This window comes from Desulfoferula mesophila (assembly GCF_037076455.1).
GTDB classification, from domain to species: Bacteria; Desulfobacterota; Desulfarculia; order Desulfarculales; family Desulfarculaceae; genus Desulfoferula; species Desulfoferula mesophila.
Genome location: NZ_AP028679.1, coordinates 1,272,522 through 1,288,814, shown reverse-complemented (window position 1 = coordinate 1,288,814; position 16,293 = coordinate 1,272,522). Strand labels below are relative to the sequence as shown.

Annotated in this window: 13 protein-coding genes and 1 pseudogene; 6 read left to right on the top strand and 8 right to left on the bottom strand. The window is 65.3% G+C overall.

Annotated elements, in window-relative coordinates; translation table 11 throughout:
- Positions 1-5 precede the first annotated feature (5 nt).
- The 8 genes and pseudogenes from AACH32_RS05615 to AACH32_RS05585 form a co-directional block, all read right to left on the bottom strand.
- The gene (locus tag AACH32_RS05615) at positions 6-788 is read right to left on the bottom strand and encodes a hypothetical protein (protein ID WP_338605800.1); all 783 of its coding nucleotides are present in this window, start codon (positions 786-788) and stop codon (positions 6-8) included.
- 84 nt (positions 789-872) lie between these two features.
- A pseudogene (locus tag AACH32_RS20850) lies at positions 873-1,109 on the bottom strand (tetratricopeptide repeat protein); the annotation flags it as partial.
- A gap of 197 nt (positions 1,110-1,306) precedes the next feature.
- Complete coding sequence (locus tag AACH32_RS05610; protein ID WP_338605799.1) at positions 1,307-3,046, bottom strand: YcaO-like family protein; 1,740 nt, start codon at positions 3,044-3,046, stop codon at positions 1,307-1,309.
- Positions 3,047-3,170: 124 nt separating this feature from the next.
- Entirely contained in the window at positions 3,171-3,488 is a 318-nt protein-coding gene (locus tag AACH32_RS05605) for a TusE/DsrC/DsvC family sulfur relay protein (RefSeq protein WP_338605798.1), read from the bottom strand.
- Between the two features lie 188 nt (positions 3,489-3,676).
- Positions 3,677-6,322: a valine--tRNA ligase gene (locus AACH32_RS05600; protein WP_338605797.1), complete on the bottom strand. Its 2,646-nt coding sequence runs from the start codon at positions 6,320-6,322 to the stop codon at positions 3,677-3,679.
- A 77-nt stretch (positions 6,323-6,399) separates the two neighbouring features.
- Entirely contained in the window at positions 6,400-7,014 is a 615-nt protein-coding gene (locus tag AACH32_RS05595) for a hypothetical protein (RefSeq protein WP_338605796.1), read from the bottom strand.
- Between the two features lie 90 nt (positions 7,015-7,104).
- Positions 7,105-7,959, bottom strand: a complete 855-nt coding sequence (locus AACH32_RS05590; protein WP_338605795.1) for a deoxyribonuclease IV — start codon at positions 7,957-7,959, stop codon at positions 7,105-7,107.
- Between the two features lie 281 nt (positions 7,960-8,240).
- The gene (locus AACH32_RS05585) at positions 8,241-9,020 is read right to left on the bottom strand and encodes an enoyl-CoA hydratase/isomerase family protein (protein WP_338605794.1); all 780 of its coding nucleotides are present in this window, start codon (positions 9,018-9,020) and stop codon (positions 8,241-8,243) included.
- Positions 9,021-9,257: 237 nt separating this feature from the next.
- Between AACH32_RS05585 and AACH32_RS05580 the strand changes: the two genes are divergently transcribed.
- The 6 genes from AACH32_RS05580 (at position 9,258) to AACH32_RS05555 (ending at position 16,205) form a co-directional block, all read left to right on the top strand.
- Positions 9,258-10,010 carry a 3-oxoacyl-ACP reductase family protein gene (locus tag AACH32_RS05580; RefSeq protein WP_338605793.1) on the top strand — a complete coding sequence of 251 codons (753 nt, stop codon included), beginning with the start codon at positions 9,258-9,260 and terminating at the stop codon, positions 10,008-10,010.
- 62 nt (positions 10,011-10,072) lie between these two features.
- The gene (had, locus tag AACH32_RS05575; protein WP_338605792.1) at positions 10,073-11,161 is read left to right on the top strand and encodes a 6-hydroxycyclohex-1-ene-1-carbonyl-CoA dehydrogenase; all 1,089 of its coding nucleotides are present in this window, start codon (positions 10,073-10,075) and stop codon (positions 11,159-11,161) included.
- A gap of 61 nt (positions 11,162-11,222) precedes the next feature.
- Positions 11,223-12,380 (top strand): 6-oxocyclohex-1-ene-1-carbonyl-CoA hydratase, encoded by a 1,158-nt coding sequence (oah, locus tag AACH32_RS05570; RefSeq protein ID WP_338605791.1) that lies wholly within the window; start codon positions 11,223-11,225, stop codon positions 12,378-12,380.
- 85 nt (positions 12,381-12,465) lie between these two features.
- Positions 12,466-13,230: an enoyl-CoA hydratase/isomerase family protein gene (locus AACH32_RS05565; protein ID WP_338605790.1), complete on the top strand. Its 765-nt coding sequence runs from the start codon at positions 12,466-12,468 to the stop codon at positions 13,228-13,230.
- 300 nt (positions 13,231-13,530) lie between these two features.
- Positions 13,531-13,734: a heavy-metal-associated domain-containing protein gene (locus AACH32_RS05560; protein WP_338605789.1), complete on the top strand. Its 204-nt coding sequence runs from the start codon at positions 13,531-13,533 to the stop codon at positions 13,732-13,734.
- 23 nt (positions 13,735-13,757) lie between these two features.
- Complete coding sequence (locus AACH32_RS05555) at positions 13,758-16,205, top strand: heavy metal translocating P-type ATPase (RefSeq protein WP_338605788.1); 2,448 nt, start codon at positions 13,758-13,760, stop codon at positions 16,203-16,205.
- Positions 16,206-16,293: the final 88 nt, after the last annotated feature.

Genomic DNA, 16,293 nt, shown 5'->3' with positions numbered 1-16,293 from the left:
CGCCCCTACCACTTGAACATCACCTCAAACACGTCTTGTCTGCGTAAAACGTCCAGGTATTGTTCCCAGTTCTTTTGGTCTTGGGTGCCGGGCATGAAGTTGGCCAGCACCTTTTCCCGGATGCTTTTTTTGTCGGGCCAGTAGGCCAGTATCCCCACCCTGACATAGTTGGGGTTGGTGACGTAAAAATCGCCTCGCTCCAGGGCCGCCAGGTATTGACGGTAACAGGCCTGGTACTCTTCCGGCGGGCGGCCGGTTTTTTCCCGCAACAGGCACCCCAGCAGTTGCAAATGATCGCCCGCCGACTCCGTGGCCGGTTCGGCCTCGATAATCTCCAGCGCCGCGCCATAGTCCTTTTGCGCCAGGTAGGACTGGGCCTGGCTCACCGCCTGCTGCCTTCTGACCTTGGTGTGGTATTCGGCCTCTTTTCGTTGCGCCGCGGCTCGCTCAGAGGGGCTCGCGGCATGGCCCCGCGTCGCCCCCGGCATAACCCCCACGCAGTCGGCCAGGGTAATTTCTTGGTTAAGAGGCGACGCCCGGTAACCCTCTTCCACCAACTTCGTCTTTTTCAGGTAATCATCCCGGTCAAAATCTTTGAACACGCTCTGCCATAAATATTCTTCCGGCGTCCCGGGCTTGGCTCGTTCATGGAACTCTCGCTTGACCTCCGCGCCCTCGGGGCTATCCGCCAGCAGGGCGGCCAGCACATAATCCGCGTCAAAGCGCTCGTTTTCCCGGTAGCGCCTGGCCACGTCCGCGAAGCAGCGCTTGGCCTCCTCCAGGGGCAAGCCCATTCCCTCCAAGAGTTGGCAGCGAAAAAGGCGCATTTCCAAGAACCACGGCTGCCGGAAAATAGTGCAATTCAAGACCCTTAAGGCGCCGGGGTAGTCCTTTAGGCGCAAATAGGCGGTAACCAGACCGCTCGCGGCGGAAACGTTCCATGAGTCCTGGGCAAGGGCCTTTTTATAAAGGATGACCGCCTGTTGGATTTTTTCTTGGTCAGCGGGAGGCGTGAAAACCAACGATTGCGCCCGATGCACCAGGCATCCGACCGTTTCCCTGATCTGCGGCTCGGCGCATTTTTGGTCCCAAAACTCAAAACTGCTCATGCCGGCGCTGGCACGCGGGAGCGCCACCAAGCACAGCATGGCCAAAAGCAACCAAGCATTTTTGGTTTTTCGCCTCATCGATCCCCCCAGATCATGACAGCCTCTAAATTTTAGCCATATTGGGCCGCCCCCGGCAAGGGGCCGGCCGCTGGCGCGAGCTAACCGCCCGGCGGGGCTTTTCCACGGCTTGACTAGGCTTAAAGCTTTTGCCTTAACTTTTCCAGATTATCCCGGGCAAACCCCAGGCCGGGGTCCAGCTCCAAGGCGTGCTCGTACATCTGGCAGGCCTCCTTGAACTGACCCAGCTCCCTCAAGTTGCTGCCGATGTTGGCGTAGTTGATGGCCAGGCCCGGCTCCAGCTCTATAGCCCGGCCAAAGGCCTCGATGGCCATCTCGTGCTCCTTGAGCATGTAGTGGCAAAAGCCAAGCAGATTGAACACTTCCGAGTGGGGGTCGCGGAAGGAGGCCGCCCGGCCCAGGGCCGTTTTGGCCTCGTCGTAGCGCCCCAGATCCTTGAGGGCCGCGCCCCGGTGGGTGTGGATGGAGGCCTCGTCGCTGGATGGCGGGTTCAGGCCCAGGGCCGCGTCCAAGGAGGCCAGGGCCTCGCCGGGCCGCTCCAGGGCCATCAAGGCCAGGCCCCGGAAAAACTCCAGGTAATAGGTCTGCCCGGCCTCTTCGAGCATTTGGTTTAACACCGCCAGGGCCTGCAGGGGGTCTGGAAGCTGGCTGGCCGCCTTGGCCGCGTGGAACACCACGTCGGTGCCGGTGGTGCGGTAGGCGAAGTGGGCTCCGGGCACAATGGTATAAACCGCGGGCACTTGCAGCTCCGGGTGGGTCGCGTTGAGGCAATACACCGAATAGCCGCGATCCTCCAGGGCGCCCACGCAGTTCATCACCTCGTCGCGGAAGTCCGGGGCGCTCAGGTTGGGCAGAGAGTCCAGGGCCACCGTGCCCGCCGCCTCGGTAACGTAGCTGGCGTCCTCCAGCTGGGCGAACTTGGGCAGGGCGCTGACCTTGTAGGAGGTGTGGGTGTTGAACTCGCCCGCCAGTTGGGCCACCTCGGTGAGGGCGCGCACCAAGGCCATGGCCGGGCTGGTGGCGGTGCCCGCCGCGTAGACGATCTCGCTGGAGGCGGGGAAGGTGCTGGGGTCGTAGCACAGGGCCGCCACCGAGGGGATGCCCATGTCGCAGGTGAAGTCCTTGAGATAGACCTTGATGCCCGCCCCCATGAACTTGGCGATGAGCCCGGCGGCCACGGGATCGGTCACACTGTCCGGGTCGATGGCCGGGGTGGGCCGCTTTTCCAGGGTGACCACCGCCGAAACGTGGCGCTCCACCACTTCGCACAGGCTCTGCAACACCGCCTCTTCCAGGCAGTTGCCCGCCGCCGGGCCGTTGTACTCGTTGATGGCGTAGAACCAGCTCAGGGGCAGGCGCTCGTCGCGCCCCGCGCCCAGGTTGCGGGCCCAGGCCCACCTCTGGGGCAGCAGGTCAAAGACCGCCTTGGCCCGCGCCAGGTCCTCGGGGGGATGGTGCACCGCCTTGGCCGCTTGGGCGAAATCCATGGCCTGGGGGCCGGCCTCGGGGGCGGTGAGCCAGGGGAAGCCATCGCTTTTGATGAAGCTGAAAAAGGAGAAGCGCTCGGCCAACTCCATGAGGGCGCTGGCCTCGGCCTGGGCCGGAGCGGCGCCCTTGCCCATCTGCTTTTGGGTGCCGATCACCCCCTTGGCCTCGTCGCCGCAGATGCTGATGTACACGGGGATGCCCAGACGTCCCGTGTCGATGCGCATCACCTGGCGCAAAACGTCGTGGCCCATGGACGCGAAACGCTCGCGCACCCAGGCCACGGTCTCTTCCGGGGCCCTGGCCTTGTCCTGTTCGCCCTCGTATGCCTTGGGGGCCGCCTCAAGCTTCAGGCGCGATGCGTTCTCGCCCATGTCCCATTTGCTCCGAATGCCTATACCTTGAAACGTATAGCCGAAATATTGTACAGGTGTAGCCCTAAAAGACGGTGCCCGCCGAAAGCTCGGCGGGACACCGTATGAATCGGGCCGCTGAGTACTAGACGCAGCCGGTGGGCTTGGCCAAACCGGCCATCTTGCAGGCGCCCTTGCCGGGGCCGCTGGGGAACAGCTCGTAGATCTGCTTCAGCTTGTAGCCGGTGACCTTGGTCATGATCCGGACCATGGGGGCGATGCCGTTCTTCTTGTAGTAGTCCTGGAGGTAGTGGATAACCTTCCAGTGTTCGTCGGTCAACTCGGAGATGCCCTCTTGCTCCTTCACGTAGTGAGCGAAGTCAACGTCCCAAGTCTCGGGATCTTGCAGGAAGCCGTCCTCGTCCACTTCAAAATCTTTGCCCTTAAAGCTCACGGTCGGCATCGTGGGTTTCCTCCTTTACGACATTTATAAATCGGCCTGACAGGCCATTTTTTCCTCAAAGGGGGCCTCGAAAGCACAATGAACTGTCTATCAACTTGCCATAGTACTGTCAAGCACAAACTGCCTTTTTCCCACAGCTTGTACCGGGTGGCCCGGCCCAACGAAAAGGCCGGAGCCTTGCCCCCGTCCTAACGGAAACTCTTCACCCGGACCAGACTTTGCTTGATCCTGGCGATTTTGTCCTCAGCCTCCGCCACCTTGGCCTTTTCCTTGGCCACCACCTCTTCGGGTGCCTTGGCCAAGAAACCCTGGTTGGTGAGCTTCTTGCGGCTGGGGGTGATTTCCTTCTCCAGCTTGGCCAACTCCTTGTCCAGGCGGGCCTCCTCGGCGCTGAAATCCACCAGCCCCTCCAGGGGCACGAACACCGTCACCTCGGCCAGGGCCGCCCCGGCCGACTTGGCCGGCTGCTCACCCTCGCTGGCCCAGCCCGGCTCTGTGGTCTTGGCCAGGCTCTGGATGCGGGCGGATTGGGCCTGGAGGACCGAAAAGACCTGATCGGAGTAGGGCAATAGTACCACAGGAACTTCCCGGCCGGGACTAATTCCCATCTCTCCGCGAATATTGCGCACCGCGCCGATCACTTCCATGACCAGGCCCATGTCGTGCTCGGCCTGGGGGTCGATCTGGTCGTCGTGCTCGCCGGGCCAGGGGGCCTGCATGATGCTGCCCTGGGCCCCGGGCAGGCGCTGCCACAGCTCCTCGGTGACAAAGGGCATGAAGGGATGCAGTATCCTGAGCAGGCGCGAGTACACCTCGGCCAGCACCGCCCGGGTGGCCACCTGGCGCTCGGGGTCGCTCTCGTCGTAGAGCGGGCCCTTGGCCAGCTCTAGATACCAGTCGCAGAACTCGTGCCACACGAACTGGTAGGCCGCGCTGGCCGCCTCGTTGAAGCGGTACTCCTCTATGGCCCGGCCCACCTCCTGGGCCACCCGGCTCACCCGCGAGAGGATCCAGCGGTCCTCCAGGGTCGGCTCGGTGGGCAGCTCGCCCGGTTCGCCCTCGCCCAGGTTCATAAGCGTGAAGCGGGCCGCGTTCCATATCTTGTTGACGAAGTTGCGGTAACCGGCGATGCGCTCCTCGCTCATCTTGATGTCGCGGCCCTGGGCCGCGAAGGCGGCCAGGGTGAAGCGGAAGGCGTCGGTGCCGAACTCGTCCATGACGATCAGGGGATCGATGACGTTGCCCTTGGACTTGGACATCTTCTGGCCCGAGGCATCGCGCACCAGGGCGTGAATGTACACGTCGGTGAAGGGCACCTCGCCCATGAACTTGATACCCATCATCATCATGCGGGCCACCCAGAAGAACAGGATGTCGAAACCGGTGACCAGGCAGGAGGTGGGGTAGAACTTGCTGAGCTCCGGGGTCTGGTCGGGCCAGCCCATGGTGGAGAAGGGCCACAGGGCGCTAGAGAACCAGGTGTCCAGGACGTCGGTCTCCTGGCGCAGCTCGCCGGAGCCGCAGGCCGGGCACTTTTCCGGCGCGGTGCGGCTGACGATGACCTCGCCGCATTCGCAGTACCAGGCCGGGATGCGGTGGCCCCACCAGATCTGGCGGCTCACGCACCAGTCGCGGATGTTGGTCATCCACTCGTAATAGGTCTTTTCCCACTGGGTGGGCACGATCTTGGTGCGCCCGGTCTGCACCGCCTTCAGGGCCTCCTCGGCCAGGGGGCCCACCTTGACGAACCACTGCTTGGAGAGAATGGGCTCCACCATGGTCTTGCAGCGGTAGCAGTGGCCCACCGAGTGCATGTAGTCTTCCTGCTTTTCCAAAAGGCCCTGGGCGTCCAGGTCGGCCAGCATGGCCTTGCGGGCCTCGAAGCGCTCCATCCCGGCGTAGGGGCCGCCCTCGGCGTTGATTACCCCGTCGTCGTCCATGACCCGGATGGCGGCCAGGCCGTGCTGCTGGCCCAGGAGGAAGTCGTTGGGGTCGTGGGCCGGGGTCACCTTCAGGGCCCCGGTGCCGAAGTCGGTGGACACGTAGGAATCCCGGATGATGGGCAGCTCCCGGCCGATGAGCGGCAGGAGCACCGTGTCGTCGCCCAGGTTCTGATAGCGGGGGTCGTCGGGGTTCACCGCCACCGCGGTGTCGCCCAACAGGGTCTCCGGCCTGGTGGTGGCCACCACCAGGTAGCCCTTGCCGTTCTTGAAGGGATAGCGGATGTGGTACAGCCCGCCCTTGACCTCCTCGTGCTCGCTCTCCAGGTCGCTCAAGGCGGTGTGGCAGCGGGGGCACCAGTTGATGATGTAGTCGCCCCGGTAGATGAGCCCTTCCTCGTACAGGCGCACGAAAACCTCGCGCACCGCCCGGGACAGGCCCTCGTCCATGGTGAAGCGCTCCCGGCTCCAGTCGCAGGAGGCGCCCAGGCGCTTGAGCTGGTTGATGATCTTGCCGCCGTACTCGGCCCGCCATTCCCACACCCGCTCGATGAAGGCCTCCCGCCCCAGGTCGTGGCGGGTCTTGCCCTCGGCGGCCAGCTGGCGCTCCACCACGTTCTGGGTGGCGATGCCCGCGTGGTCGGTGCCCGGCATCCACAGCACCTCGTAGCCCAGCATGCGCTTGTAGCGGCACATGATGTCCTGCATGGTGTTGTTGAGCGCGTGGCCCATGTGCAGCTGCCCGGTTACGTTGGGCGGCGGGATCACGATGGAATAGGCCGGGCCCTTGCCGGCCGGATCGGCGGTGAACAACCCCTCGCGTTCCCAATAGGCGTACCAACGCTCTTCCACCTGGGACGGCTCGTAAGATTTGGGTAGGGTTTCCTGGGCCATTGCGGGCTCCTCGCTAAGACAAAAAGAAAAGGCAGGGAGTTCTCTCCCAGCCTCGCCACCGGCCCCCGGCCGGTGGTCTAGTCTACTACTACCCCGTCGTCGCGCCGGCCGGAGGTTTCTCCGGCCTCGTGCATGACCCGGCGCAGAAGCTCTTGCACCTCTCGGGCCACCTTGGCCTCAATCTGCCGGTCGATTTCTTGGCTCACCAGGCTCTCCAGCCGTTCCCGAAGCGCCTGGTCCACCAGGCGGCTGACCAGGTCCGGGGCTTCCTCTTGCAAAATACCCTGCACCGCCTGGCGCACCAGATCGGCCAACTCTTCGGGCTCGGCCGGCAAAGGGGCCTCGCCCCTCGGTGGCGCCGCCGCCTTGGTCCGGGCCTCGAAGGCCTCCAAGGCCTGCCCCTGGCTGCCCAACTCGCGCAACAGCCCTTGCAGCTCGGTCTCCACCGGGTCGGCCGGCTGCTCCCGGGGCTGGGGCGGCAGGCCCATCTCGGCCATGAGCCGGGCCATGTCGCCCTCCTGGGCGGGGGGCGGCTCCTGGCTGCTCAACTCGGCCAAAATGCGGTCCAACTCGCCCAAATCCTGCCGGCTGGCGGGCCGGGGAGCGGGCCGGGTGGCCTGCTCATCGGAGTCCACCACTTCGGTGAGCTCGATGACCGGGGTGCCGGGCGGCGGTGTTTGCGGCTTGTCCAAACAATAGCTCCGGGTTACGGGGCCAGCGACCTGTCCGAAAACTAACACATTATCAGGGGCCAGGCAAGCTGGGCCCGCCCGAGGCCCGGCCTAGGGCCTGGTCCCCGCGCGGCGGCGCAGGCGGCGCAAAAAGGCCAGGTTGCGCCGGTCGGCCCAGCGGGTGTCCTTGGGGGTTTCCATCACCCCGCCCATGCCAACCAGGCGCTTGTCTTCCACCAGGGCGGCGAAGCAGCCCTCCCCCAACAGGCCCCGGCCCAGATGGGTGTGGCGGTCCCGCAAGCCGCCCTGGGGGAAATCGGAATCGTTGAGGTGCCACATCCGGACCCGCTCTAGGCCCAGCTCTGCGTCCAGGAGGTCCACAAAGGCCCGCGCCCTCTCATAGCCGTCCAGGGCGTAGCCGGCGGCAAAGGCGTGGGCCGTGTCGATCACCGCCCCCACGGCCAGGCCCTCCAGGCGCTCCAGCAGCCCGGCCAACTGACCCAGGTCGCCGCCCAGGTGCCCTCCCCCGCCGGCGGTATTTTCCAGCCACAGGGCCGCACCGGGCCCGGCCGCCTCCAGGGCCCGGCGGGCTCCCTCGGCCGCCCGGTCCAGGCCCCAGGCCAGCTCGCGCCGGCCCCGGCTGCCCGGATGCACCACCACCGCTGTGGCCCCCAGGGCGGCGGCCCGCTTGAGCTGGGCGGCCAGGGCCTGGTAGGAGCGCCGCCACAGGGCGTGGTCCCCGGCGGCCAGGTTGATCAGATAGGGGGCGTGCACCGCCACCGGGTCCAGGCCCGCCTGGTCCGTCGCCCGGGCAAAGGCCTGGGCGTCGGCCTTTTTGAGCGGCTTCTGTTTCCAGGTGCGCGGAGTGCCCGAGAAGATCTGCAAACACTCCAGGCCCAGGGCCTTGGCCTCCACCGCGGCCCGCATGGGCCCCCCGGCCACGGACAGATGGATACCGAAACGCACCGAATCAGCTCCCAAGAATGATGATGAAGGTTGGCATGGCGGGCCTTTCCGGGTGGCGGCAGGGGATTGTTGGGTTTCGGGCTACGCCCTCTACCCAACCTACGCTATTGCTCAGATTTTCACCTAAACGGCACCTTCTTTGCGGCCCAGCCGCCCTACTCGCGGCACAGTCAGGTGGTGCTAGGCAAGGCGGCGGCAAGCGCAGACCGCAGGCGTATTGCAAATACGCCGAGGTCTAAGCGACGCCGCCAACGCCGCATAGCGCCGCCTGGCGAAGCCGCTTAGCCTTTGCGGGCCCTGATGGCCTCCAACATGGCCTCCACGGCCGCCTTGTGCTCGGGCGAGGCCATGGCCGTGCGGAAGCAGCGCATCTCGTAGTCCAACACCTGCTCCAGGCCCGACTCGGCCCCATGACGCAGCAGGGCCTTGGCCATGTCCACGGCCGGGCGGGGCATGGCGGCGATGTGCCCGGCCAGCTCCAGGGCCTGGGGCAAAAGCTCTTCGGCCGGAGCGACGCGGTTCAGCAAGCCCATGTCCAGGGCCTCGGCGGCGGGCACCCGGCGGGCGGTGAGCACCATGTCCATGGCCCGGCCCAGGCCCACGATGGCCGGCAGCAGGAAGGAGGAGCCGAACTCCGGGGTGACCCCCACCTTGACGAAACCGGCCGAAAAATAGGCCTCTTGGCTGGCCAGACGCAGGTCGCACATCAGGCTCACGGTGAGGCCCCAGCCCACCGCCGGGCCGTTGACCGCCGCGATCAGGGGCTTGGGGAAGTTGGCCAGGGCCCGGGGGCCCTCCAGCCCGGTGAAGCGGGCGCGGCTGGCCTGGTCGCCCTCGGCCGCCATTTTGGCGAAAAAAGCCAGGTCGGCCCCGGCGCTGAAGGCCCGCCCCGCTCCGGTGAGCACCACCGCGCCCACTTGGTCGTCGGCCCTGGCCTCCCCCAAGGCCTGGCTCATGGCGGCCATCATTTCCTGGTCCAAGGCGTTGAGGCTTTCAGGGCGGTTCAGGGTAAACAGACGCACCGGGCCATGGTCTTCCACTAACAACACGGGCTGGCTCATTAGTACCTCCAAAGTGCGCGGGCGGCCTACAGGCTAGCCCAGCCCCGCCGGGGTGTCAAAGCGTCGTTTTGCCGCTCAGTGCATCCTTTTTTCTTGACACTCCGCCCCGCTTTTGCCAATAGTTACAACATAGCTATATTGAAGTTACATCCTAACACTATCCGCCCGGGCATCGGGGTGTTCAAGGGTGCGGCAGGAGTTCTGCGCCCAGCCCGGAACGCAACAACTGGAGGGTGTATGCGTCTAGCCGGAAAAAAAGCCATAGTCACCGGGTCTTCCCGCGGCGTGGGGGCCGCAGTGGCCCAGGCCTTTGCCCGCGAGGGAGCCGACGTAGTGGTCAACTACAGCTCCTCCGAGGGGCCCGCCAAGGATTTGGTCAAACAATTTAAGGACATGGGCCGACAAGCCGTGGCGATCAAGGGCGACGTGGCCCGAGAGGAAGACTGCCAGGCCCTGGTGGACGCGGCCATGAACGACCTGGGCGGGTTGGACATCATCGTCAACAACGCCGGGTTCACCCGGCCGGCCATGCTGCACAAGATGAGCGGCGAGCAGTGGGACCAGGTGCTGAACATCCACCTCAAGGCGGTGTGGATGATGAGCAAGGCGGCCCAACCCATCTTCAAGGCCCAAAAAGGCGGCCGGGTCATCAACGTGACCAGCGTGGCCGGGGTGGTGGGCACCGTGGGCCAGGTCAACTACTCGGCGGCCAAGGGCGGGGTCATCAGCCTGACCAAGTCCATCGCCCGGGAGATGGCCGGCTTCAACGTCTGCGCCAACGTGATCTCCCTGGGCATCGTGGCCACGGACATGACCGAAAAGATCCGCTCGGACGAAAAGCTGCGGGACATCTACATGAACCGCATTTTGCTCAAACGCTTTGCCGAGGCCGATGATATCACCCCCGCCTTCGTGTTCTTGGCCAGCGACGAGGCCAACTACATCACCGGCCAGCTCATCTGCGTGGACGGCGGCTACGGAATGATCTAACTCCCCTGGGGACGGGCCGCCTTGGGCGGGCCCGCTAAAGCAAAAAAATCGAGGAGGCGAAAATGGCGGCCATACCCGACAAGATTCAAACCTGGCAGATGGTGGAGCCGGGCAAGGAAGGCAAACCCGGCGTGTTGCAGAAAACCACCCTGCCCATGCCCGAGCTGGCCGAAGGCGACGCCCTGGTGGAGGTGGCCGGTTGCGGCGTGTGCCACACCGACCTGGGCTATTTCTACGACGGCGTGCCCACCGTGAGCAAGCCGCCCCTGACCCTGGGCCACGAGATCGCGGGCACGGTGCTGGCCGGCCCCGACGCCCTGGTGGGCAAGCAGGTGATCGTGCCGGCGGTGATGCCCTGCGGCAACTGCCCCATCTGCGACGAGGGCCGGGGCAACCGCTGCCTGGCCCAGAAGATGCCCGGCAACTCCCTGGGCGTCTACGGCGGCTTCTCCAGCCACATCCCGGTGCCCGCCGGCGACCTGTGCGTCGTCGACGACCCCAAGTTCCCCTTGAGCCACTACGCGGTGGTGGCCGACGCGGGCACCACCCCCTACCAGGCGGCCATGCGCGCCGACCTCAAGGAGGGCGACCTGGTCATCGTCACCGGCATCACCGGCGGGGTGGGGGTTTACATGGGCCAGATCGCCAAGGCCTTGGGGGCCAAGGTGGTGCTGGGCATCGCCCGCAACCAGGCCAAGCTGGACCGCGCCCTGGACTTCGGCGTGGACTACGTGATCAACTCCAAGGACAAGGACATCAAGCAGATCAAGGGCGAGTTCGGCGACATCTGCAAGCAGGCCGGGGTGCCCAAGAACGTGGGCTGGAAGATATTCGAGTGCACCGGCACCGGCGGCGGCCAGGAGATCGCCCTGGCCCTGTTGTCCTTCCTGGGCAAGTTGGTGGTGGTGGGCTTCGGCCTGCAGGCCAACAAGTACATGCTCAGCAAACTGATGGCCTTCGACGCCGAGATCATCGGCACCTGGGGCTGCCTCCCCGAGTACTACCCCAAGGTGCTGGCCATGGTCCAGGACGGCCGGGTTCAGATAGAGCCCTTCCTGGAGACCAAGCCCATGAGCCAAATCGAGCAGGTCTTCGAGCAGCAGCACGCCGGCTTGTTCGACAAGCGCCAGGTTCTGGAGCCCGACTTCTAGGATTCGGCGCCGCGTATACGGTTTGTCTATTAACACCTTTTGAGGACTTTTGGAGGGAAACATGCCACTGGAGTGGATGCCCAGAGAGCACGAACTAAAAAACCATCTCCTTTTCGAGGAGGACATGGTACGCGGCCGCTATTGGGGCAACGATGAAGACGCCCCCTGCGTGGTCTACACCAAAAAACCCCTGGTCAACCCCAAGACCGGCGAGGAAGTGCCCGGCCTGTACGTGGCCGAGGTGCGCCTGAACAACCCGCGCCAGTACAACTCCTACACCACCACCATGGTCAAGGGCGTGATCGCGGGCTTCCGCGCCTCCTCCGGCGACCGCTCGGTGGTGGCCACGGTGTTCACCGGTACCGGCTTTGACGCCTTCTGCACCGGCGGCAACACCAAGGAGTACAGCGAGTACTACTCCAAGCGGCCCAACGAGTACGGCGAGTACATGGACCTTTTCAACGAGATGGTGGACAGCATCCTGATGTGCAAAAAGCCCACCGTCTGCCGGGTCAACGGCATGCGCGTGGCCGGCGGCCAGGAGATCGGCATGGCCTGCGACCTGGCGGTGACCAGCGACCTGGCCATCTTCGGCCAGGCGGGCGCCCGCCACGGCTCGGCCCCGGACGGCGGCTCCACCGACTTCCTGCCCTGGATGCTCAACATGGAAGACGCCATGTGGAACTGCGTGTCCTGCGAGATGTGGAGCGCCTACAAGATGCGGGCCAAGAACCTCGTCTCCAAGGTGGTTCCGGTGCTCAAGGACGGCGACAAGTTCATCCGCAACCCCATGATCATCACCGACCGCTACGTGGACGGCGGCGAGATCGTCTACGGCGAGTACATACGCGACAAGGCCGCCCTGGGCGAGGCCAAGGCCAAGCTCAAGGAGCTGCCCCGCGACGCCGCCATGCTCGACGCCGAAGTCAACAAGATCATCTGGACCTTCGCCAACCTGTTCCCCGGCTGCGTGATGAAGTCCATCGACGGCATCAGGGCCAAGAAGAAGTTCTTCTGGGACCAGGCCAAGCTTCCCAACCGCCACTGGCTGATGGCCAACATGAACTACGAGGCCTTCCTGGGCTTCGGTGCCTTCAACACCAAGAAGATCACCGGCACCGACGTCATCGACTTCATTAAGTTCCGCCAGCTCATCGCAAGCGGAGCCGAGGCCGACGACAAGACCTTCGCCGAGGTCATGGGCAAGCCCCAAGGCTAAGCGGCCCCCGCGAGCAAACGACGCCACAGGGCCGGGCCGCTGCGCCCGGCCCTTTTTCTTGGAACCAAACACGGGAGATACGACCATGGCCTACGAACACATCAAGCTGGCGGTGGCGGACGGGGTGGCCACCCTGACCCTTTGCCGCGAGCCCCTGAACGTGTTGAACATCGCCATGATGAAAGAGATGAACCAGGCCCTGGACACCCTGTCCCCGGCCGGGCTCAAGGTGCTTTTGATCCAGGCCGAGGGCAAGGCCTTCAGCGCCGGGGTGGACGTGGGCGAGCACCTGGGCGACCAGGTGCACGATATGATCGAGGTGTTCCACGGCATCTTTAGGCGCATGGAAAAGCTGGGGGTGGTAACCGTGGCCTCGGTGCAGGGCGCGGCCCTGGGCGGCGGCTGCGAGCTGGCCGCCTATTGCGACCTGGTGGTGGCCAGCGCCAAGGCCAAGTTCGGCCAGCCCGAGATCCTGGTGGGGGTGTTCCCGCCGGTGGCCGCCCTGGTCTTCCCCCGGCAGATGGGCTACAAAAAGGCCCTGGAGCTGATCGTCACCGGCGACGTCATCGGGGCCGAGGAGGCCAAGGCCATCGGCCTAGTCAACCAGGTGGTGGCGCCCGAGGAGCTGGCCGAGGCCACCCAGACCCTGGTGGGCAAGCTGGTGGGCCTGTCGGGCCTGGTGCTGAGCCTCACCAAGAAGGCGGTGGTCAGGGGCCTCATGGACGAGAAGGAACAGGGTCTGCAACTCATTGAAAAGATTTACCTGGACGAGTTGATGCCCACGGCCGACGCCGAGGAGGGGCTCAGGGCCTTTTTGGACAAGCGCAAGCCCCAGTGGACAGAAAAGTAGCGCCTCGGCTAAACCGCTGAACCAAGCGCGAATTGAACACCCTCCGGGGCCCGGCCCCGGGGGGTGTTTTATGTGCCCGGCGGGCGGCCCCTTGCGAAAGCGCCCCAGGGGATTAACTTATTAAACAAGTAGTAAAAGGGTCCGGCCCAACGTGGCGGAACCCGTTGTAGGCCGCGGCTTTGTAGGCGTGGCTAATTTAGTTAACCATGATATATTTACTAGAGGCGTAACTCTTATCGCTAAATAGGCCGGCGGCCCGCCCAAGGCCCGGCCGAGGCCATCACCACCCAGGAGAGAAAAATGGAAACCAAGACCGTCAACATCCCCGATATTTCCTGCGGACATTGTCTGGCCACGGTAAAGCGCGAGGCCGGTGAGGTCAAGGGCGTGACTTCCGTGGAAGGCGATGTGGCCGGCAAAGACGTGACCATCGCTTGGGATGCCCCGGCCACCTGGGAGCAGATCGAAGCCGCCCTCAAGGACGCCGGCTACCCGCCCAAGTAGTACTGGGCAACTGGAGAGAGCCAGTGGCACAGCAGCACGTGGAGCTGCCGGTGGTGGGCATGACCTGCACCCGCTGTTCGGCCAACGTAGAGCGCACCCTGAACAAAAAGGTGCCCGGCGTGATCCAGGCCTCGGTGAACTTTGGCACCGAGACCGCCAGCGTGGACTATGACCCCGAGCAAACCAGCCTCGAGGACATGGCCCAGGCGGTGAAGGACGCCGGGTACCAACTGATCCTGCCCGAGACCAAGCGGCACGTGGAGCTGCCGGTGGTGGGCATGACCTGCGCCCGCTGCGCGGCCAACGTGGAACGCACCCTGAACAAGAAAGTGCCCGGCGTGGCCCAGGCCTCGGTGAACTTCGGCACCGAGACCCTGAGCCTGGACTACGACCCCACCCAGACCAGCCTCGAGGACATGGCCCTGGCGGTGAAAAACGCGGGCTACGAGTTGATCCTGCCCGCCGAGGGCGAGACGGTGGCCGAGGACGCCGAGGCCCAGGCCCGCGCCGCCGAGCTGGCCGCCCAGCGCCGCTTCTTCTGGGTGGGCGTGGCCTTCACCCTGCCTCTGTTCGTCATCTCCATGTCGCGGGACTTCGGCCTGCTGGGCGACTGGGCCATGGCCGCCTGGGTCAACTGGTTCTTTTTCGCCCTGGCCACCCCGGTGCAGTTCTACACCGGCGGCGGCTTCTACGTGGGCGGCTACAAGAGCATCAAGGGCGGCGCGGCCAACATGGACGTGCTGGTGGCCCTGGGCTCCTCGGCCGCCTATTTCTATTCCGTGGCCGTGCTCCTGGTCCCCGGCCTGGGCCATCACGTGTATTTCGAGACCTCGGCGGTGATCATTACCCTGATCAAGCTGGGCAAGCTCTTGGAGGCCAAGGCCAAAGGCCAGGCCTCGGCGGCCATCCGCAAGCTCATGGACCTGGCCCCCAAGATGGCCCGCGTCCTCGACGCCGAGGGCAACGAAAAGGAAGTCCCGGCCGGATCGGTGCAAAAGGGCCAGACCGTGCTGGTCAAGCCCGGCGAGGCCATTCCGGTGGATGGAGTGGTCTTGAGCGGCGACTCGGCGGTGAACGAGTCGGCCATGACCGGCGAATCCATCCCCGTGGACAAGCACCCCGGCGATCAGGTTTTCGGGGCCACGGTCAACCAACACGGCCTGCTCAAAATCAGCGCCACGGGCGTGGGCAGCGAGACCGCTCTGGCCCAGATCATCCGCCTGGTGCGCCAGGCCCAGGGCTCCAAGCCCGCCATCCAGCGCCTGGCCGACCAGGTGTCGGCGGTGTTCGTGCCCACCATCATCGGGCTGGCCCTCATCACCCTGGCCGTGTGGTGGATCATGAGCGGCGATTTCGTCACCGCCATGATCCGCATGGTGGCGGTGCTGGTCATCGCCTGCCCCTGCGCCCTGGGACTGGCCACGCCCACCGCCATCATGGTGGGAACCGGCAAGGGCGCGGGCCTGGGCATCCTGTTCAAGAACTCCGAGTCCCTGGAGACGGCCCACAAGCTGACCATGGTGATGCTGGACAAGACCGGCACCATCACTAAGGGCGAGCCCCAGCTCACCGACTGGCTGCCCCTGGGGCCCCAAGGCGAGGACGCCCTGGCCCTGGCCGCCTCGGTGGAAAGCGGCAGCGAGCACCCCATTGCCCAGGCGGTGGTGGCCGGGGCCCGCGAGCGGGGCGCAGCCCTGAGCGAGCCCCAAGCCTTCCAGGCGGTGAGCGGCCACGGGGTTCAGGCCACGGTGGAGGGACGCTCGGTCAAGGTGGGCAAGCCCTCCTGGTTCCCCGCCTGCGGCGAGGAGGCCTCCCAACAGGTGCAGCGCCTGGCCGGCGAGGGCAAGACGGTGATGCTGGTGGCCCTGGAGGATCAGGTGGCCGGCATCCTGGCCGTGGCCGACCAGGAGAAGCCCCACGCCCGCGAGGCGGTGGAGGAGCTAAAAGAGCTGGGCATCACCCCGGTGATGATCACCGGCGACAACCGCTTGGCCGCGGAGGCGGTGGCCGCCCGGGTGGGCATCGACCAGGTGGTGGCCGAGGTGCTGCCCGAAAACAAGGAGGCCGAGGTGCGCGCCGCCCAGGAAGGCGGGGCGGTGGTGGCCATGGTGGGCGACGGCATCAACGACGCCCCGGCCCTGGCCCGAGCCGACGTGGGCATCGCCATCGGCACCGGCACCGACGTGGCCATGGAGGCCAGCGACGTGACCCTGGTGGGCGGCGAGCTGACCGGCGTGAGCCGGGCCATCAAGCTAAGCAAGGCCACCATGGCCACCATCAAGCAGAACCTGTTCTGGGCCTTTTTCTACAACGCCGCCCTGGTGCCCGTGGCCGCCGGAGTGCTGCACCAGGTGTTGTGGCTGCCCGTGTTCATCCGCGACCTGCACCCGGTGCTGGCCGCCGGAGCCATGGCCTTCTCCTCGGTGACCGTGGTCACCAACAGCCTGCGCCTGGGCCGCAAGAAGCTTTAGGCCCGCTTTTGGCAAAACCCGGCCGCCCGCCTTTGCGGGCGGCTTTTTTTGGCAAATGCGCAATTTACGCCGGGTCGGCGCTTGACTA

Excerpts from the sequence above, each read along its gene's own strand:
- AACH32_RS05610 (WP_338605799.1), bottom strand. The coding sequence starts at position 3,046 with ATGGGCGAGAACGCATCGCGCCTGAAGCTTGAGGCGGCCCCCAAGGCA.
- AACH32_RS05605 (WP_338605798.1), bottom strand. The coding sequence starts at position 3,488 with ATGCCGACCGTGAGCTTTAAGGGCAAAGATTTTGAAGTGGACGAGGAC.
- AACH32_RS05600 (WP_338605797.1), bottom strand. The coding sequence starts at position 6,322 with ATGGCCCAGGAAACCCTACCCAAATCTTACGAGCCGTCCCAGGTGGAA.
- AACH32_RS05585 (WP_338605794.1), bottom strand. The coding sequence starts at position 9,020 with ATGAGCCAGCCCGTGTTGTTAGTGGAAGACCATGGCCCGGTGCGTCTG.
- AACH32_RS05580 (WP_338605793.1), top strand. The coding sequence starts at position 9,258 with ATGCGTCTAGCCGGAAAAAAAGCCATAGTCACCGGGTCTTCCCGCGGC.
- had (WP_338605792.1), top strand. The coding sequence starts at position 10,073 with ATGGCGGCCATACCCGACAAGATTCAAACCTGGCAGATGGTGGAGCCG.
- oah (WP_338605791.1), top strand. The coding sequence starts at position 11,223 with ATGCCACTGGAGTGGATGCCCAGAGAGCACGAACTAAAAAACCATCTC.
- AACH32_RS05565 (WP_338605790.1), top strand. The coding sequence starts at position 12,466 with ATGGCCTACGAACACATCAAGCTGGCGGTGGCGGACGGGGTGGCCACC.
- AACH32_RS05560 (WP_338605789.1), top strand. The coding sequence starts at position 13,531 with ATGGAAACCAAGACCGTCAACATCCCCGATATTTCCTGCGGACATTGT.